Genomic DNA, 17,174 nt, shown 5'->3' on the forward strand with positions numbered 1-17,174 from the left:
TCAGGCAACCCGCGTTATCGTTGACGTTTTTCGCGAGCAAGCTCGCTCCTACAAGCCATGGCGGACTGCATTCATTCCTTCGGAATACATGTTCCCTGATGAAAAACCATCTGCCATTGCTCTTCCTGCTTGCGCCAGATTGAACTGCGCAAGCTGGAGTTGGCAGCGGTGTGACATTGATAGGTCACCAGGGCGGTATGCTCCGAGAGCGGTTTAACCGCGAATTCGCTGATGGTGCGTTCGGTGAAAATCTCATCAGGCAGTCGCTCGACCACGTCAGTTTTGTTCCAGACGCCGCCACTGGCGCCAAATTCGGTGAAGTCGTCGGCGAGCAGCCGGGAGAGCTCTTCGGCATCGCGTCGGGTGGCTTGCACCATCAGACGTTGTTCGAGCTGCAGTAACGTTGGCAACAGATCCATTGTTTTAGCCTTCTTTCGAAATGTAGAAAGTTAACACCATCTTAAATAACCATTCGCCATAGCAATTATGCAAAACCAATCTGTCCGCCATGGCGTTTCCCGACCATCATTAATGTCCTGGTTTGAGAACCCGCTCGATCACATCTGGATCTCGCACAACGCCACGGCATCCGGGTTCGTCGTTGGCAGGAGGGCATCGGCTATGAGCATGTTTCTACGCGGTGTGTTGTTGAAGGTATTGGTGCTGCTGTCCCTCGGTTCGTCAGCGGCGTGGGCGGAATGTGAGCAGCATGACAAGCAGGCCTGGAATTGGCAGGACACGAAGAGTGAGACGATGATCGCCCAATCCGGATCTGAGTCTGGTAACCAGAATCTGGCTGGTAGCGAGGGCGATGACGACTCGATGACTGACGAAGAGGACGACAGCCAGACGTAAAACGCAGGTAAAAGAAAACCTCTTCTGCACCGACTGATACGCCGTCGAAGTAGAAGAGGTCTGTGGGCCGATCAATTACCCCTGTGGGAGCGAGCCGGCTCCGGGCGGCGATCCGACGAATGCGGTCTGTCTGTCGACAATGATGTGACTGACATAACGCCTTCGCGAACAAGCCCGCTCCCACATTTTTTTACGCCGCGCCGTCGAGGAACTGCTCGGCGTAATGGCATGCCACCTGGCGACTGTCGAGCAGGCGCAGGGCTGGCTCTTCAGTGCTGCAGCGCTCGGTCGCGTACGGGCAGCGTTTGTGGAAAGCGCAGCCGGACGGCGGGTTCAGCGGGTTGGGCAATTCGCCGACGATCTTGATTTTCGGCTTGTCCGGATCCGGATGGATGGTTGGCGTCGCCGACAACAGCGCCTGGGTGTAGGGGTGCAGGGGACGGGTGTAGATGTCTTCCTTGGGACCCATTTCCACCGGACGGCCGAGGTACATCACCATCACGTGATCGGCCACATGACGCACCACGGCCAGGTTGTGGGAGATGAACACGTAGGCGGTGTTGAACTCTTGCTGCAAATCCATGAACAGGTTCAGCACCTGCGCCTGAATCGACACGTCCAGCGCGGAAGTCGGTTCGTCCGCCACCAGCACTTTCGGTTGCAGCATCATCGCCCGGGCCAGGGCGATCCGCTGGCGCTGACCACCGGAGAACATGTGCGGATAACGCTGGTAGTGCTCAGGGCGCAAGCCCACCTGCTTCATCATCGCCTGGACTTTCTCGCGACGTTCCGCGGCGCTCAGGTTGGTGTTGATCAGCAGCGGTTCGGCCAGCTGGTCACCGACTTTCTGCCGGGGGTTCAACGACGCGTAGGGACTCTGGAACACCATCTGCACGTCTTTGCGCAGCTGCTTGCGCTGGGCCTTGTCGGCACCGGCGACTTCCTGGCCGGCGATTTTCAACGAGCCGGAAGAAGGCTCTTCGATCAGGGTCAGGGCACGGGCCAGGGTGGATTTGCCGCAACCGGATTCGCCAACGACGGCGAGGGTCTTGCCGGCTTCCAGTTCGAACGACACCCCGTTCAGGGCGCGCACGGTCGCATGACCCTTGAACAGGCCACGGGACACTTCGTAGTGACGGGTCAGGTTGCGGGCGGTAAGTACGACGGCCATTACGCCACCTCCTGATTCAGCGGGTAGAAGCAGCGGGCGAGGCTGTGGCTTTTCGGGTCAAGGGCCGGACGTTGCGTGCGGCAGTTTTCCTGCACGTAGGGGCAGCGCGGCGACAGCAGGCAGCCTTGCGGACGGTCGTAACGACCGGGGACGATGCCCGGCAACGTCGACAGGCGCGAGGCGCCGAGGCTGTGTTCAGGGATCGCCTTGAGCAGCGCTTCGCTGTACGGGTGCGCCGGAATGTCGAACAGTTGAGGCACCTGACCCACTTCGACCGCTTGGCCGGCGTACATCACGCACACGCGCTGAGCGGTTTCGGCCACGACCGCGAGGTCGTGGGTGATCAGCACCAGGCCCATGTTCTGCTCTTTCTGCAGGGCCAGCAGCAGGTCCATGATCTGCGCCTGAATCGTTACGTCCAGTGCCGTGGTCGGTTCGTCGGCGATCAGCAGTTTCGGTTCGCCGGCAATCGCCATGGCGATCGCAACACGCTGGCTCATACCACCGGAGAGTTGATGCGGGTAGGCATCCATACGGCTGGCGGCGCCCGGGATTTCAACTTTTTCCAGCAGTTCGATGGCCCGTGCGCGGGCTTGCTTGCCGGACATTTTCAAGTGCAGGCGCAGCACTTCTTCGATCTGGAAACCGACGGTGTAGCTCGGGTTCAGCGCGGTCATCGGGTCCTGGAAGACCATGGCCAGGTCTTTGCCGACGATCTGCCGACGCTGGCGGTTGCTCAGCTTGAGCATGTTCTTGCCGTCGAAATTCAGGGCGTCGGCGGTGACGATTCCCGGATGTTCGATCAAGCCCATCAGCGCCATCATGGTCACGGACTTGCCGGAACCCGATTCGCCAACGATGGCCAGGACTTCGCCCTTGTCCACGGTAATGTCGAGACCGTCGACCACCGGAACGGCGTTCTTGTCGCCGAAGCGGACATTGAGATTCTTGATTTCTAACAGTGACATTTGAATCTCCTCAGGCGGCGTTCTTGAGTTTCGGGTCCAGCGCATCGCGCAGGCCGTCGCCCATCAAGTTGATTGCCAGCACGCTGAGCAAAATGGTCAAACCAGGCAGACTGACGACCCACCAGGCGCGTTCGATGTAGTCGCGAGCCGAAGCCAGCATGGTGCCCCACTCAGGCGTTGGCGGTTGCACGCCAAGGCCGAGGAAGCCCAGTGCCGCGGCATCGAGAATCGCCGAGGAGAAGCTCAAGGTCGCCTGTACGATCAGCGGCGCCATGCAGTTGGGCAGCACGGTGATGAACATCAGGCGCGGCAGACCGGCACCGGCCAGGCGTGCGGCGGTCACGTAGTCGCGGTTCAGTTCGCCCATCACCGCGGCGCGGGTCAGGCGGACGTAGGACGGCAGGGACACCACGGCGATGGCGATCACGGTGTTGATCAGGCCAGGGCCGAGGATGGCGACAATCGCCACGGCCAGCAGCAAGGACGGCAGGGCCAGCATGATGTCCATCAGACGCATGATGGTCGGGCCCAGCAGGCGCGGGAAGAACCCGGCGAACAGACCCAGCAGGATCCCGGGGATCAGCGACATCACCACCGACGACAAGCCGATCAGCAAGGACAGGCGTGAGCCCTGGATCAGCCGCGACAACAGGTCGCGACCGAGTTCATCGGTGCCGAGCAGGAATTGCATCTGCCCACCTTCCAGCCAGGCCGGCGGGGTCAGCAGGAAGTCGCGGTATTGCTCGCTCGGGTTATGCGGCGCTACCCACGGGGCGAACAGCGCGCAGAAAATCACCAGCAACATGAACATCAGGCCGGCGACGGCCCCTTTGTTGCGGGAGAAGGCGTGCCAGAATTCTTTGTACGGGGACGGATACAGCAGGCTTTGATCGACTGCTGCCGCTGGAATTGGAGTGGTCATGGTCATGATCTCAGCGCTGGTGACGAATGCGTGGGTTGGCAAAGCCGTAGAGGATGTCCACTACGAAGTTGACCAGAATCACCAGGCAGGCGATTAACAGGATGCCGTTCTGCACCACGGGATAATCCCGTGCGCCAATGGCTTCGATCAGCCATTTGCCGATGCCCGGCCAGGAGAAGATGGTTTCGGTCAGGACCGCACCGGCCAGCAACGTGCCGACTTGCAGGCCGACCACGGTCAGCACCGGAATCAGCGCGTTGCGCAGGCCATGCACGAACACCACGCGCGACGGCGACAGGCCTTTGGCGCGGGCGGTACGGATGTAGTCTTCGCGCAGCACTTCGAGCATCGAAGAACGGGTCATCCGCGCAATCACCGCCAGCGGGATGGTACCGAGCACGATGGCCGGCAGAATCAGGTGGTGCAGGGCGTCGAAGAAGGCACCGACGTCATCGGCCAGCAGCGTATCGATCAGCATGAATCCGGTCCGCGGCTCGATGTCGTAGAGCAGGTCGATCCGCCCGGACACCGGAGTCCAGCCCAGGGACACCGAGAAGAACATGATCAGGATCAGGCCCCACCAGAAGATCGGCATCGAGTATCCCGCCAGGGAGATGCCCATCACCCCATGGTCGAACAGGGATCCTCGCTTGAGTGCCGCGATCACCCCGGCCAGCAGACCCAGGATGCCGGCGAACAACAGGGCGGCCATGGACAGTTCCAGGGTCGCGGGGAAGAGGGAGCTGAACTCGGTCCAGACGCTTTCCCGGGTGCGCAGGGATTCGCCGAGATCGCCCTGGGCCAGTTTGCCAATGTAATCCAGGTATTGGGCATACAGGGGTTTGTTAAGACCAAGGCGTTCCATTGCCTGAGCATGCATTTCGGGATCGACCCGACGTTCACCCATCATCACTTCCACGGGGTCGCCTGGAATCATGCGAATCAACGCGAAAGTCAGCAAGGTGATGCCGAAGAACGTGGGGATCAACAACCCCAGTCGGCGGGCAATAAAACTAAACATCGTGTGGTGTACCTCATCAGCCGGTTAGGCGTGCCTGGCGTCCCTGGTGTCAGGGACGCCGGGAGTTTTCTTATCTACTTCGCCTGGGTGGTGGCGAAATTATTAGTGGTGAGCGGGCTGATTTGATAGCCCTCTACGTTGTTGCGCATTGCGGTGAACATACGGGTGTGCGCCATGCTGATCCATGGCTGGTCCTGGTTGAAAATGGCCTGGGCTTGCTCGTAGAGCGCCGCGCGCTCGTCCGGGTTCACTTTGGCCCGGGCTTCATCGAGCAGCGCCTGGAACTTCTCGTTGCACCAGCGCGCGTAGTTTTCGCCGTTTTTAGCGGCCTCGCAACTGAGCATAGGCGTCAGGAAGTTATCCGGGTCGCCGTTATCGCCCGCCCATCCGGCCGCCACCATGTCGTGTTCGCCGTTTTTCGCGCGTTTGAGCATTTCGCCCCATTCCATGACGCGAATGTCGACCGTGAGGCCGATCTTCGCCAGGTCAGCCTGCATCATCTGGGCGGCGAGCATCGGGTTCGGGTTGGTCGCGCCCCCACCGTTGCGGGTGAATAGGGTGAACACGGTGCCTTGCGGCACGCCGGCTTCCTTGAGCAGGGCGCGCGCCTTGACCAGGTCGCGGGGCGGGTTGGTCAGTTGGTGGTTGTAGCCCAGCAGGGTGTCCGGGAACGGATTGACCGCCACGGTGGCATTGCCTTTACCGAACAGCGCGTTGACCGCGGCTTCCTTGTCGAAAGCGATGTCGATGGCTTTGCGCACCCGCACGTCACTCATGTACTTGTGCGAGGTGTTCATGGCGATGTACGAGACAGTCATCGCGTTCAGTTCATCAACCTTCAGGTTGGTGTCTTTCTTGATGCTCGGGATGTCATCCGGCTTCGGGTACAGCGCGACCTGGCATTCGTTGGCCTTGAGCTTTTGCAGGCGCACGTTGTTGTCGGTGGCGATGGCCAGGATCAGTGCGTCTGCCGGTGGCTTGCCCCGGAAATAGTCCGGGTTGGCCTTGAAGCGGACCTGAGCGTCCTTGTTGTAGCGCTGGAACACGAACGGGCCGGTGCCGACCGGTTTGTTGTTCAGGTCGCCGGTCTTGTTGGCCTTGAGCAGTTGGTCGGCGTACTCGGCCGAATAGATCGAGGCGAATGCCATGGCGATGTCAGCCAGGAACGGCGCTTCGCGACGGGTCAGGGTGAACTTGACGGTGTTGTCGTCAACTTTTTCCACGCTCTTGAGCAGGTCCTTGAAGCCCATGCTTTCAAAGTAAGGGAAGCCCACGCTCGATTGTTTGTGCCACGGGTGATTCGGGTCCAGTTGACGCTGGAAACTCCAGAGCACGTCGTCGGCATTCAGGTCGCGGGTCGGCTTGAAGTATTCGGTGGTGTGAAACTTGACGCCTTTGCGCAGGTGGAAGGTGTAGGTCAGGCCGTCTTCGCTGATGTCCCAGGACTCTGCCAGCGCCGGAATCACTTCAGTGGTGCCGGGCTTGAAGTCGGCCAGGCGATTGAAAATGGTTTCGGCCGCGGCATCGGCGGTGACTGCAGTCGTGTACAAGGCTGTGTCAAAGCCTTCCGGGCTGTTTTCAGTGCAGACCACCAGGGGCTTGGCCGAGACGCCAACAGCGATGCTCAGCAACGCGGCCGCGATGGCCGCACGTAGGGGAAGCATTTTCATCAAGAACCCTCTGCAATCGGTTAAAGGATCAACGCCGGACGGCCGACCCGTGACGAGTCAGCCGTCTGGCTGGCGTATTTACAGAATGTTGAACGGGATGGTGGTCACGAGACGGAACTCGTTGATGCTGCCATCGGCCTGGTTTTCGCTGGCGCGGTGAGTGGTGTAGGTCGCGCGGATAGCGGTGGCTTTAAGCGGGCCGCTCTGCACGGCGTACGCAGCGCCGATACCGTATTCCTGGTGATGTTCGCCATCCTGGGCCTGGATGCCGTCGTAGCCTTTGCCCGCCACGCCTTCGTTACCCTTGTAGTGAGTACCGTCGATACCCCAGCCGCGAGCGCTGTAGAGGTTGAACTTCAGGCCCGGGACACCGTATTCGGCCATGTTCAGACCGTAGGCCACCTGGAAGGATTTCTCGTTCGGGCCGTTGAAGTCCGACAGCAGGGAGTTGGCCAGGTAAATGCCGTTGGTTTCGTGCAGGTAGTCGAAGTACTCGTCACCGTTAATTTCCTGGTACGAGAAGGTCAGGCTATGGGCCTGGTGGGTCAGGCCGAACGACAGGGAGTAGGTATCGTTGTCGATGTTGCCGATCAGCGCTTTGCCTTCTTCCTGGGTCTTGTAGTAGTTCAGGCCAGTGGTCAGGCTCAAAACCTGGCTGTCGCCCATCACATGGCTGGCGCCGAAGTAGTACTGGTTCCAGATGTCTTCGGCCTGGGTGGCCCAGAGGCTGGTGGTCAGGCTGGCGAACGGCGTGTAGGTGATGCCCGCGGTGTGGACGTGATCGCTCTCAACGATGCCGTTGGCGTATTCGGTGCGGAACTTGCGCTGGCTTTGCTCCGTGCGCGGAGAGTTGCGATCGAAGGTGCCCACGTCGAAGGACAGGTTCTCCAGCTCTTCGCTGTGCAGGCTCACACCCTCGAAGCTCGAAGGCAGTGCACGGTTGCCGATCACATCGACCATCGGGCTGCTGAAGTTCTGGCGACCTGCAGTCAGGGTGGTGTTGGAGACACGGGCCTTGACGTTGGCCAGGCCGAGCTTGCTCCACTGGTCTACGGCGTCGCCGCCTTCTTCGGTCAGGGTACGATTGTTGCCCGCGCCTGGACGAGTGCCCGGTGCGCCGCCGTTGTTGGACGCCAGGTCCTTGCGATCACGATCCAGGGCAATGGCGTTGTACGCCGCCACTTCGGTGCTGATCCCCACGGTGCCTTCGGTGAAACCGGAGTTGTACTTGATGATGGTGCCTTGCACCCAGTTGATACGACGATCGGTATCGGTCGACACGCCGTTTTTCTTGTAGGCGAACTGGCCACCACGTTTGAGTTGCTCGTTTGCATACCAGTTACGCGTGGTGCCGCTGATCGACTGACCTTCGACGAAGCCGGTGGCCTCGCTCTGGGCACTTTTCTCTTTCACGGTAACCGGGGTAAACGCCTGGCTCTGGGATTCTGCGTAGGCCGTGGCGGTGACGCTGCTGATGGCCAGGGCCAATAACGCGGTGCTGCTCAGTTTCATGGGTGAAGCTCCTTACTTTCTTTTTTTATGCCGGTCTTTTTTTGGTGATCCGGCTATTGGTTAGAACTCATACAAGGCATCGCAAACGTTTGCAGCAGGTCAATTTGGCGAATTGCGGCAATACGCTTGCGTGAGGGCGCAAGCGCCCCCAGCGGTTCTGGCTAATCGGTTATTTTTCCAGGCTGACACCCGAGAACACGTTGCGGCCGAAAGGACTGACCTTGAATCCTTCGACTTTGGCGCTCAACGGCTGGTTGACCGTCGAGTGGGCGACAGGCGTGATCGGCACTTGCTGCTTGAGCAATTGCTGAGCCTGTTTGTAGAGCACGGTGCGCTGGTCACGGTCGGTGACGACCTTGGCCTGCTTGATCAGCTTGTCGTAAGCCGGATCACACCACATGGAGTAGTTGTTGCCGCCAATGGCGTCGCAGCTGTAAAGCGTGCCGAGCCAGTTGTCCGGATCGCCATTGTCACCCGTCCAGCCGATCAGGCTGACGTCGTGTTCGCCGTTCTTGGTGCGCTTGATGTATTCACCCCATTCGTAGCTGACAATCTTGACCTTGAGACCGATCTTGGCCCAGTCGGCCTGGAGCATCTCGGCCATCAATTTGGCGTTGGGGTTATAAGGGCGCTGGACCGGCATCGCCCAGAGGGTGATTTCGGTGCCTTCCTTCACGCCGGCAGCCTTGAGCAGTTCCTTGGCTTTTTCCGGGTTGTAGGCGGCATCCTTGATGGTGTCATCGTAGGACCATTGGGTCGGCGGCATGGCGTTGACCGCCAATTGACCGGCACCCTGGTAAACGGCGTTGAGAATGCCTTGCTTGTTCACCGCCATGTCCAGTGCCTGGCGCACTTCGAGCTGGTCGAAGGGCTTGTGACGCACGTTGTAGGCGATGTAACCGAGGTTGAAACCAGGCTTTTCGATAAGCTTGAGCCTGGCGTCGTTCTTCAGTGCGGTCACGTCGGCAGGGCGCGGGTGCAGGGTGATCTGGCACTCGTTGGCCTTGAGCTTCTGCACTCGCACCGAGGCGTCGGTGTTGATGGCGAAGATCAGGTTATCGAGTTTCACCCGGCTGGGGTCCCAGTACTGCTTGTTGCCGCTGTAACGGATATTGGAGTCTTTCTGGTAGCTCTTGAACACGAACGGGCCGGTGCCGATCGGCTTCTGGTTGATGTCGCTCGGCTTGCCGGACGCCAGCAACTGGTCGGCGTATTCGGCCGAGAGAATGGCGGCAAAACTCATGGCGATGTTCTGGATGAACGCGGCGTCCACGCTGTTAAGCGTCATGACCACGGTCAGCGGGCCGGTCTTCTCGACCTTGGCGATGTTCTTGTTCAGGCTCATCCCGTTGAAGTACGGGAATTCGGTCGGGTAAGCCTTACGGAAGGGTTGCTGCGGATCGAGCATGCGATTGAAGGTAAACAGCACGTCATCGGCGTTGAAGTCACGGGTCGGCTTGAAGTACGCCGTTGTGTGAAATTTCACCCCTTCGCGCAGGTGAAAAGTGTACTTGAGGCCGTCCTCGGAAATATCCCAGCTTGTTGCCAGACCGGGTACTACGTTGGTGGCGCCTTTTTCGAACTCTGCCAGTCGGTTGTACAACGGCTCGGCCGCGTCGTTATCGGTCGCGGTGGTGTACTGCGCGGTGTCGAAGCCCGCCGGGCTGCCTTCGGAGCAGAACACCAGGCTGTTGCTGGCCGCCAGGCTGATGGAACTGGCGGCCAACAGGCCGGTGCCCAGCAATGCGGAAAAAACCAAGGAATGGCGCATGACGCTCCCTATTTTTTTAGTGTTTTTGACAATGAGACTTTGTCCCGCCCGGGGACGTGGAGGCCTCATTGATCTCAAGCCATGACGTGCAGCAATAACCGAGAGCTCACAGATCAACTGGTCGGATCCCGACGGTATGAATCGTGGGTCCGGCAGTAAATGCGAAAAGTCCTAAAAACTCGTAGGAAAAGGCGATACGTCCTAGACCTCTGCTGTATTTCGCAGTGGATCAGGACGTAGGCAAATTCCTGCTTTCTCGGTAGATAACGCAACGGCGACGTCAAAAACGTCGCCGTTGCACCACCTTATTTGCTGACGCTGACGCCGTAGAAGGAGTTCAAGCCGAATGGGCTGATCTTGAAGTCCTGCACGTTGGCGCGCATGGGTTGGAACACCGTCGAGTGCGCGATAGGTGTCATGGGAACCTGGTCTTTGAGGAGGTGTTGCGCCTGCTTGTACAGTTCGGTGCGCTTGGCCTGGTCAGGGGTCTTCTTGGCGTCTTTGACCAGCTTGTCAAAGTCCTTGTCGCACCATTTGGAGAAGTTGTTGCCGCTCAGCGAGTCGCAGCCGAACAGCACGTTGAGCCAGTTGTCCGGGTCACCGTTGTCGCCGCTCCAGCCGATGATCATCGCCTGGTTCTCGCCACCCTTGGAACGCTTGATGTACTCGCCCCATTCGTAGCTGACGATGTTGACGTTCAGGCCGATTTTCTTCCAGTCCGACTGCAGCATTTCAGCCATCAATTTGGCGTTCGGGTTGTACGGACGCTGTACCGGCATGGCCCACAGAGTGATCTGGGTCCCTTCCTTGATGCCGGCTTCCTTGAGCAGCTCCTTGGCTTTCTCAGGGTCGTACTTGGCATCCTTGATGGTGGTGTCATAGGACCATTGGGTCGGTGGCATGGCGTTGACAGCCAGCTGGCCGGCGCCCTGATATACCGAATCGATGATCTGTGCCTTGTTCACCGACATGTCCAGCGCCTGGCGGACCCGCAAGTCAGCCAGCGGGTTGTTGTCAGTGCGGCCCTTGAGCACGGGCATGACGTTGTAGGCGATGTAGCCCAGGTTGAAGCCAGCCTGTTCCGGTAGCTTCAGGGTCTTGTCTTCGCGCAGTGCTTTCAAGTCGGCAGGACGCGGGAACAGCGTGATCTGGCACTCGTTTTTCTTCAGCTTCTGGATACGTACCGACGGGTCGGTGGTAATGGCGAAGATCAGGTTATCGATCTTGACGTCTTCAGGCTTCCAGTAGTCCTTGTTCCCGGTGTAGCGGATGTTGGAGTCTTTCTGGTAGCTCTTGAACACGAACGGGCCAGTGCCGATCGGCTTCTGGTTGATGTCGCCTGGCTTGCCTTCCTTGAGCAGCTGGGCGGCGTACTCGGCAGACTGGATGGAGGCGAAGCTCATGGCCAGGTTCTGAATGAAGGCTGCGTCAACGCTGTTCAGGACGAATTTGACTGTGTGATCGTCAACCTTCTCGACCTTGGCGATGTTGGTGTCCATGGCCATGTCGGTGAAGTACGGGAATTCGGTCGGGTACGCTTTGCGGAACGGGTCATCCTTGTTAATCATGCGATTGAAGGTGAACAGCACGTCGTCGGCGTTGAACTCACGAGTCGGTTTGAAATACGGGGTAGTGTGGAACTTGACGCCTTCACGTAGGTGAAAGGTGTAAGTCAGCACGTCTGTGGAGATGTCCCAGCTGGTCGCCAGGCCAGGAATAACGGCGGTGCCGCCGCGCTCGAACTGAGTCAGGCGGTTGAACATGGTTTCAGCAGAGGCGTCGAAGTCGGTTCCGGTGGTGTACTGACCCGGATCAAAACCGGCCGGGCTCCCTTCGGAGCAGAACACCAGGTTAGTCGCCGCTTGGGCGAAAGGTGCGCTGGCCAACAGGCCGGCGCCGACTAAAAACGGAATGACCGCGTGTTTAAGCATGGTGGCCTCATGATTTGTTGTCATTTTTGGAATTAGAGGACGACCTCGTGAGTCGTGCCTGCGGATACTTATGCAGGGGCCATACCCAATGCAAGATCCGGATCCGCTACAAACCTTAAACAGTGGCACGAACGTACCTTAATGTCGCATATGTATAAATATCTGCGCATTTGACCGTTTGCGCGCGGTTTTTGTGGTGCAACCTGCGTATCGGAATAGGGCAACCGGGGCGCCTGGCGCACCCTATTGGCGCGTGGTGTTACTTATTTATACCTATCGGCAATTTGTTGCTTGGCCAGATGCGGTTTTTGGTACTGCCGCCTGACAGCCGACCTGATCTCGCGGCTGTACCCGATCCCATTGTGGGAGCGAGCCTGCTCGCGAAGGCGTCTTGACAGCCGACCCACCTTTCCCGGTTATACGCAAACCCGGGAGGCACTAAATGAATTTCGGCCCGGCAATAAAAAACGGCGATCACTCCGGTGATCGCCGTTTTTTTTGGTACGGGTTAACGAATCAAGGCATCAATACTTCAATCGACCCATCCGCCGTCATGCTGACCTGGCTGGTGCCCGCTTCAACTTCCGGGGTCACCGGCGCGCTGTCCATGCTCGCGGCTTTCATCATCATCGGTCCGCGCATGTACGGCTGTGGATAACCGTTGCTGTTCAAGTTCAGGTTGACGATCTTGTAACCCTTGCCGCCGAGAGCGTCGGTCGCCAGTTGTGCGCGGGCTTTGAAGGCGGTGACGGCATCTTTGAGCAGGGCGTCTTCGCTGGCCTTGCGGGTTGGCGTGGCGATGGCGAAGTCCATGCCGCCCATTTTCAGGTCGGTGAGCAGTTCGCCCGTCAGTTTCGACAGGGCGGCGAAGTCGGAGCTTTCCAGGCGCAGTTCGGCGCGTTCACGCCAGCCGGTGATTTTCTGGCCCTTGGTGTCGTAGATCGGGTAGCTGTTGCGGCTGCCCTGGCGCAGGGTGATGTCCTTGACCTGCTTGGCCTGGGCCAGCGCCTTGTTCATGGTGGTGCTGACGTCGGCGGCAAGTTTGGCCGGGTCGCTGTTCTGTTCTTCGGTATAGAGGGTCACGATCATCAGGTCGCGGGCCACTTCCTGGCTGACTTCGGCGCGCAGGGCGATCTGGTTGTAATGCAACTCGTCGGCGGCCAGGGCCGGGAGACTGGCGACGGCGCCTGCGCTAAGGGCAAGAAGGGCGGCGCTGCGGCGAAATGTGTGCATGAAAACTCCTTGGGCGATGCGCAGGGGTTAAAGGTCCGGGCCTGCGTGAAACTATCAGACTCTGGCTTTAATGATCTGGTTCGCGCTGTTACAACTTCTATACAGATGATGGTAGGTGGCCGCTTCGCAGCCAATCGCGAGCAGGCTCGCTCCCACAGGAGAACGCATTCTAATGTGGGAGCGAGCCTGCTCGCGAAGGCGGCCTTATAGACGCCGTAATCTTTCCCGCCATGTGGCCGTTTGCCGCACTTTCGCCTGCCAGCCCCCGTGCTTGGTTATACTCCCTGCGATCCGCCTGGAGCGCTCATCAGGAGAGCTCATGCTCGCCCCCGTTCAAATCACTTCCGCGACTCGCCAGAATCTCTGGCGGCTGACGTTCATCCGCACTTTGGTGCTGGCTGCCCAGGCCGGTTCCGTGGGCCTGGCTTACTGGCTCGATCTGTTGCCGCTGCCCTGGTTTCAACTGGCCGCGACCCTGGGTTGCTCGATGCTGCTGTGCGCGTTCACGGCGATTCGCCTGCGCACTTCGTGGCCGGTCACCGAGCTTGAATATGCCGTGCAGCTGGCGTGCGATCTGTTTATCCACAGCGCCCTGCTGTATTTTTCCGGTGGCTCAACCAACCCTTTCGTCTCTTATTACCTGGTGCCGCTGACCATCGCTGCCGTGACCTTGCCGTGGCGGTATTCGGTAATTCTGTCCGGCATCGCATTGACGATGTACACCCTGTTGCTGGCGCGGTTCTACCCGCTGCAGACCTTCCCGATCGCTCGGGAAAACCTGCAGGTATACGGGATGTGGCTGAGCTTCGCCCTGGCCGCGGCGGTCATTACGTTCTTCGCCGCGCGCATGGCCGAAGAGTTGCGCCGTCAGGAAGAGCTGCGTGCCATCCGTCGCGAAGAGGGACTGCGCGATCAGCAACTGCTGGCCGTCGCGACCCAGGCGGCCGGTGCCGCCCATGAACTGGGCACGCCGCTGGCGACCATGAGTGTGTTGCTCAAGGAAATGCGTCAGGACCACCACGACCCGATGTTGCAGGACGACCTGAGCGTACTGCAGGATCAGGTCAAGCTCTGCAAGGAAACCTTGCAGCAACTGGTTCGGGCGGCGGAGGCCAATCGCCGTCTGGCGGTCGAGATGCAGGACGTCACCGACTGGCTCGACGAAGCGCTCAACCGCTGGCACCTGATGCGCCCCGAAGCCAGTTATCGCTTCCAGCGCCTGGGCCAGGGGACTGTGCCCCGCATGGCGCCGCCCCCGGACCTGACCCAGGCGCTGCTGAATCTGCTCAACAACGCCGCCGACGCTTGCCCCGAAGGGTTGCAAGTGACGCTGGACTGGAATGCCGAGGACCTGACGATCAGCATCCGCGACCACGGCGCCGGTGTGCCGCTGGCCATTGCCGAGCAGATCGGCAAGCCGTTTTTTACCACCAAGGGCAAAGGTTTCGGCCTTGGCCTGTTTTTGAGCAAGGCCAGCGTGACACGCGCCGGCGGCTCAGTGAAACTCTACAGTCATGAGGAAGGCGGCACGCTCACCGAGCTGCGCCTGCCACGTGTCGCCCGAGGAGACGAACATGAGTGACGATATCCCAGTCGAAGGCGAAGGCGAAGAACTGCCACATTTGCTGCTGGTGGACGACGACGCAACATTCACCCGGGTCATGGCCCGCGCCATGTCCCGCCGCGGTTTTCGCGTCAGCACCGCCGGTTCCGCCGAAGAAGGCCTGATCATTGCCCAGGCCGATCTGCCGGACTACGCCGCGCTGGACCTGAAAATGGACGGCGATTCCGGCCTGGTCCTGTTGCCCAAGCTGCTGGAGCTGGACCCGGAAATGCGCGTGGTGATCCTCACCGGTTACTCGAGCATCGCCACCGCGGTCGAGGCGATCAAGCGCGGCGCCTGCAACTACCTGTGCAAACCGGCGGACGCCGACGATGTGCTGGCTGCGCTGCTTTCCGAGCACGCCGACCTCGACACCCTGGTGCCGGAAAACCCGATGTCCGTGGACCGCCTGCAGTGGGAACATATCCAGCGCGTGCTGACCGAACACGAAGGCAATATCTCCGCCACGGCCCGCGCCCTGGGCATGCACCGCCGTACGCTGCAGCGCAAACTGCAGAAGCGTCCGGTCCGTCGCTGAACCGGTGCTGAACAATTGGTGTCACACCGCGTTACAACACGAACTGATCATCTATGATCGGTTCGTGTGTCGTTCTTTTCTCCAATGAGCCTTTTCCATGAATCAGAACGCTGAATATTCCGCGGTCAATGATGCTGTGCGCGGGCAGTTTTTTCGCAAAGTCTGGGCGATGATCACGCCCTACTGGCGCAGTGAAGAGAAGGTCAAGGCCTGGACACTGCTGATCGCGGTGATCGTACTGTCGCTGGTCAGCGTGGGGATTTCGGTGTGGTTCAACACCTGGTACAAGGATTTTTACAATGCCCTGCAACAAAAGGACGAGGCTGCGTTCTGGCGGCTGATCCTGTATTTCTGCGGGATTGCGGCGGTGGCGATTGTCGGCGCGGTATACCGGCTGTACCTGACCCAGATGCTGACCATCCGGTGGCGGGCCTGGCTGACCGAAAAGCATTTCGCCCGCTGGTTAGGCAACAAGAATTACTATCACCTTGAGCAAGGCGGCTACACCGATAACCCGGATCAGCGGATCTCCGAAGACCTCAACAACTTCACCTCCAACACCCTGGAGCTGGGCATTGGACTGCTGCGCAACATTGTCAGCCTGGTGTCGTTCTCGATCATCCTGTGGGGCGTGTCGGGCAGTATCGAAGTCTTCGGTTTTACCATTCCCGGGTATATGTTCTGGTGTGTGCTGGTCTATGCGGTGATCGGCAGCTGGCTGACGCATTTGATCGGTCGTCGCCTGATCGGCTTGAACAACCGGCAACAACGCTTCGAAGCGGACCTGCGTTTCTCCATGGTACGGATTCGCGAAAACGCCGAAAGCATCGCTCTTTATAACGGCGAGCCGAATGAAAACCGTCGCTTGAGCAGTCGTTTCGGGCTGGTCTGGCACAACTTCTGGGACATCATGAAGGTGTCCAAGCGCCTGACGTTCTTTACCGCCGGTTATAGCCAGGCAGCCATCATCTTTCCGTTCATGGTCGCCGCGCCGCGTTACTTCGCGGGCAAGATCGAACTCGGTGAGCTGATGCAGATCAGTTCGGCGTTCGGCAACGTGCAAGAGAGTTTCAGCTGGTTTATCAGTGCGTACCAGAGCCTCGCTTCCTGGCGCGCCACCTGCGATCGTCTGTTGAGTTTCCGCCAGGCCATGACGGACAACGAAGAGCGCGCGCCGATGATCGATGTGCAGAATGCGGGCTCGGAGTTGAAGGTGCACAACCTGGGTCTCGACCTGGCGGACGGCCGTCACCTGTTGACCAACGCCGACATGACCGTGGAGGAGGGCGAGCGCGTCATGCTCAGCGGTCGTTCCGGCAGCGGCAAATCGACCTTGTTGCGGGCCATGGGGCATTTGTGGCCGGCGGGGCATGGCAGTATTCGCCTGCCAGCGGCGCGCTACCTGTTCCTGCCGCAGAAACCGTATCTGCCGATTGGCACGCTGCGTGAAGCGCTGAGTTATCCACAGTCCGGCGACACCTACCCGCACGAGCGCTACGTGCAGGTGCTGGAAACCTGTCGCTTGCCGCACCTGGTGGCGCGTCTGGATGAAGCCAACCACTGGCAGCGCATGTTGTCGCCGGGTGAACAGCAACGTCTGGCGTTCGCCCGTGCATTGCTCTATGCACCGCAATGGCTGTACATGGACGAAGCGACCTCGGCAATGGACGAAGAGGACGAAGCGTCGCTGTATCAGGCCCTGATTGATGAGGTACCGGGGTTGAGCATTGTCAGCGTCGGCCACCGCAGCAGCCTGAAGCGCTTCCATCCACGGCACATTCGCATCGAGAATGGCCATCTGGTGGACCAGACAGTGACCGCCTGACACCACCACCCCCTGTAGGAGCGAGCTTGCTCGCGATGGAGGTTAACGATAACGCGGGCATCAGGTTTACCTCCGCGGCCTCAAGACCATCGCGAGCAAGCTCGCTCCTACAGGGGGGTGGTGGGTGATCGTACAACTGCGTTGAGCTATGATG

The 17,174-nt window shown here is 59.6% G+C and carries 14 protein-coding genes; 4 read left to right on the top strand and 10 right to left on the bottom strand.

Annotated features, from left to right (window positions below; translation table 11 throughout):
* Positions 1-71: 71 nt before the first annotated feature.
* Positions 72-419 carry a nuclear transport factor 2 family protein gene (locus ACA041_RS03720; protein ID WP_497439926.1) on the bottom strand — a complete coding sequence of 116 codons (348 nt, stop codon included), beginning with the start codon at positions 417-419 and terminating at the stop codon, positions 72-74.
* Positions 420-621: 202 nt separating this feature from the next.
* Between ACA041_RS03720 and ACA041_RS03725 the strand changes: the two genes are divergently transcribed.
* Positions 622-855 (top strand): hypothetical protein, encoded by a 234-nt coding sequence (locus ACA041_RS03725; protein ID WP_497439927.1) that lies wholly within the window; start codon positions 622-624, stop codon positions 853-855.
* 190 nt (positions 856-1,045) lie between these two features.
* Here the strand turns inward: ACA041_RS03725 and ACA041_RS03730 are convergent, their stop codons facing one another.
* The 9 genes from ACA041_RS03730 to ACA041_RS03770 all read right to left on the bottom strand — a co-directional run bounded on the left by ACA041_RS03730 (position 1,046) and on the right by ACA041_RS03770 (position 13,054).
* Entirely contained in the window at positions 1,046-2,026 is a 981-nt protein-coding gene (locus ACA041_RS03730) for a peptide ABC transporter ATP-binding protein (protein WP_064679758.1), read from the bottom strand.
* Entirely contained in the window at positions 2,026-2,994 is a 969-nt protein-coding gene (locus ACA041_RS03735) for an ABC transporter ATP-binding protein (protein ID WP_497439928.1), read from the bottom strand. Before ACA041_RS03735 ends, ACA041_RS03730 begins: the two co-directional genes overlap by 1 nt.
* Positions 2,995-3,004: 10 nt before the next feature.
* The gene (locus ACA041_RS03740; protein ID WP_497439929.1) at positions 3,005-3,916 is read right to left on the bottom strand and encodes an ABC transporter permease subunit; all 912 of its coding nucleotides are present in this window, start codon (positions 3,914-3,916) and stop codon (positions 3,005-3,007) included.
* Positions 3,917-3,926: 10 nt separating this feature from the next.
* Positions 3,927-4,937, bottom strand: coding sequence for an ABC transporter permease subunit (locus ACA041_RS03745; RefSeq protein ID WP_064679756.1), 1,011 nt, complete (start codon positions 4,935-4,937; stop codon positions 3,927-3,929).
* 74 nt (positions 4,938-5,011) lie between these two features.
* Positions 5,012-6,607 carry an ABC transporter substrate-binding protein gene (locus ACA041_RS03750; protein ID WP_497439930.1) on the bottom strand — a complete coding sequence of 532 codons (1,596 nt, stop codon included), beginning with the start codon at positions 6,605-6,607 and terminating at the stop codon, positions 5,012-5,014.
* 78 nt (positions 6,608-6,685) lie between these two features.
* Entirely contained in the window at positions 6,686-8,119 is a 1,434-nt protein-coding gene (locus tag ACA041_RS03755; protein ID WP_497439931.1) for an OprD family porin, read from the bottom strand.
* A gap of 169 nt (positions 8,120-8,288) precedes the next feature.
* Positions 8,289-9,890 (bottom strand): ABC transporter substrate-binding protein, encoded by a 1,602-nt coding sequence (locus ACA041_RS03760; protein ID WP_497439932.1) that lies wholly within the window; start codon positions 9,888-9,890, stop codon positions 8,289-8,291.
* 305 nt (positions 9,891-10,195) lie between these two features.
* On the bottom strand, positions 10,196-11,821 hold the full coding sequence (locus tag ACA041_RS03765) for an ABC transporter substrate-binding protein (RefSeq protein ID WP_497439933.1): 1,626 nt from the start codon (positions 11,819-11,821) through the stop codon (positions 10,196-10,198).
* A 516-nt stretch (positions 11,822-12,337) separates the two neighbouring features.
* Positions 12,338-13,054: an SIMPL domain-containing protein gene (locus ACA041_RS03770; protein WP_497439934.1), complete on the bottom strand. Its 717-nt coding sequence runs from the start codon at positions 13,052-13,054 to the stop codon at positions 12,338-12,340.
* A 319-nt stretch (positions 13,055-13,373) separates the two neighbouring features.
* Between ACA041_RS03770 and ACA041_RS03775 the strand changes: the two genes are divergently transcribed.
* The 3 genes from ACA041_RS03775 (at position 13,374) to ACA041_RS03785 (ending at position 17,020) form a co-directional block, all read left to right on the top strand.
* Positions 13,374-14,636: an ATP-binding protein gene (locus ACA041_RS03775; protein WP_095129467.1), complete on the top strand. Its 1,263-nt coding sequence runs from the start codon at positions 13,374-13,376 to the stop codon at positions 14,634-14,636.
* The gene (locus ACA041_RS03780; RefSeq protein ID WP_497439935.1) at positions 14,629-15,195 is read left to right on the top strand and encodes a response regulator transcription factor; all 567 of its coding nucleotides are present in this window, start codon (positions 14,629-14,631) and stop codon (positions 15,193-15,195) included. Before ACA041_RS03775 ends, ACA041_RS03780 begins: the two co-directional genes overlap by 8 nt.
* Positions 15,196-15,292: 97 nt before the next feature.
* On the top strand, positions 15,293-17,020 hold the full coding sequence (locus ACA041_RS03785) for an ABC transporter ATP-binding protein/permease (RefSeq protein ID WP_497439936.1): 1,728 nt from the start codon (positions 15,293-15,295) through the stop codon (positions 17,018-17,020).
* The last annotated feature ends 154 nt before the right edge of the window (positions 17,021-17,174 follow it).

It is taken from the genome of Pseudomonas sp. LBUM1676 (genome assembly GCF_059695605.1).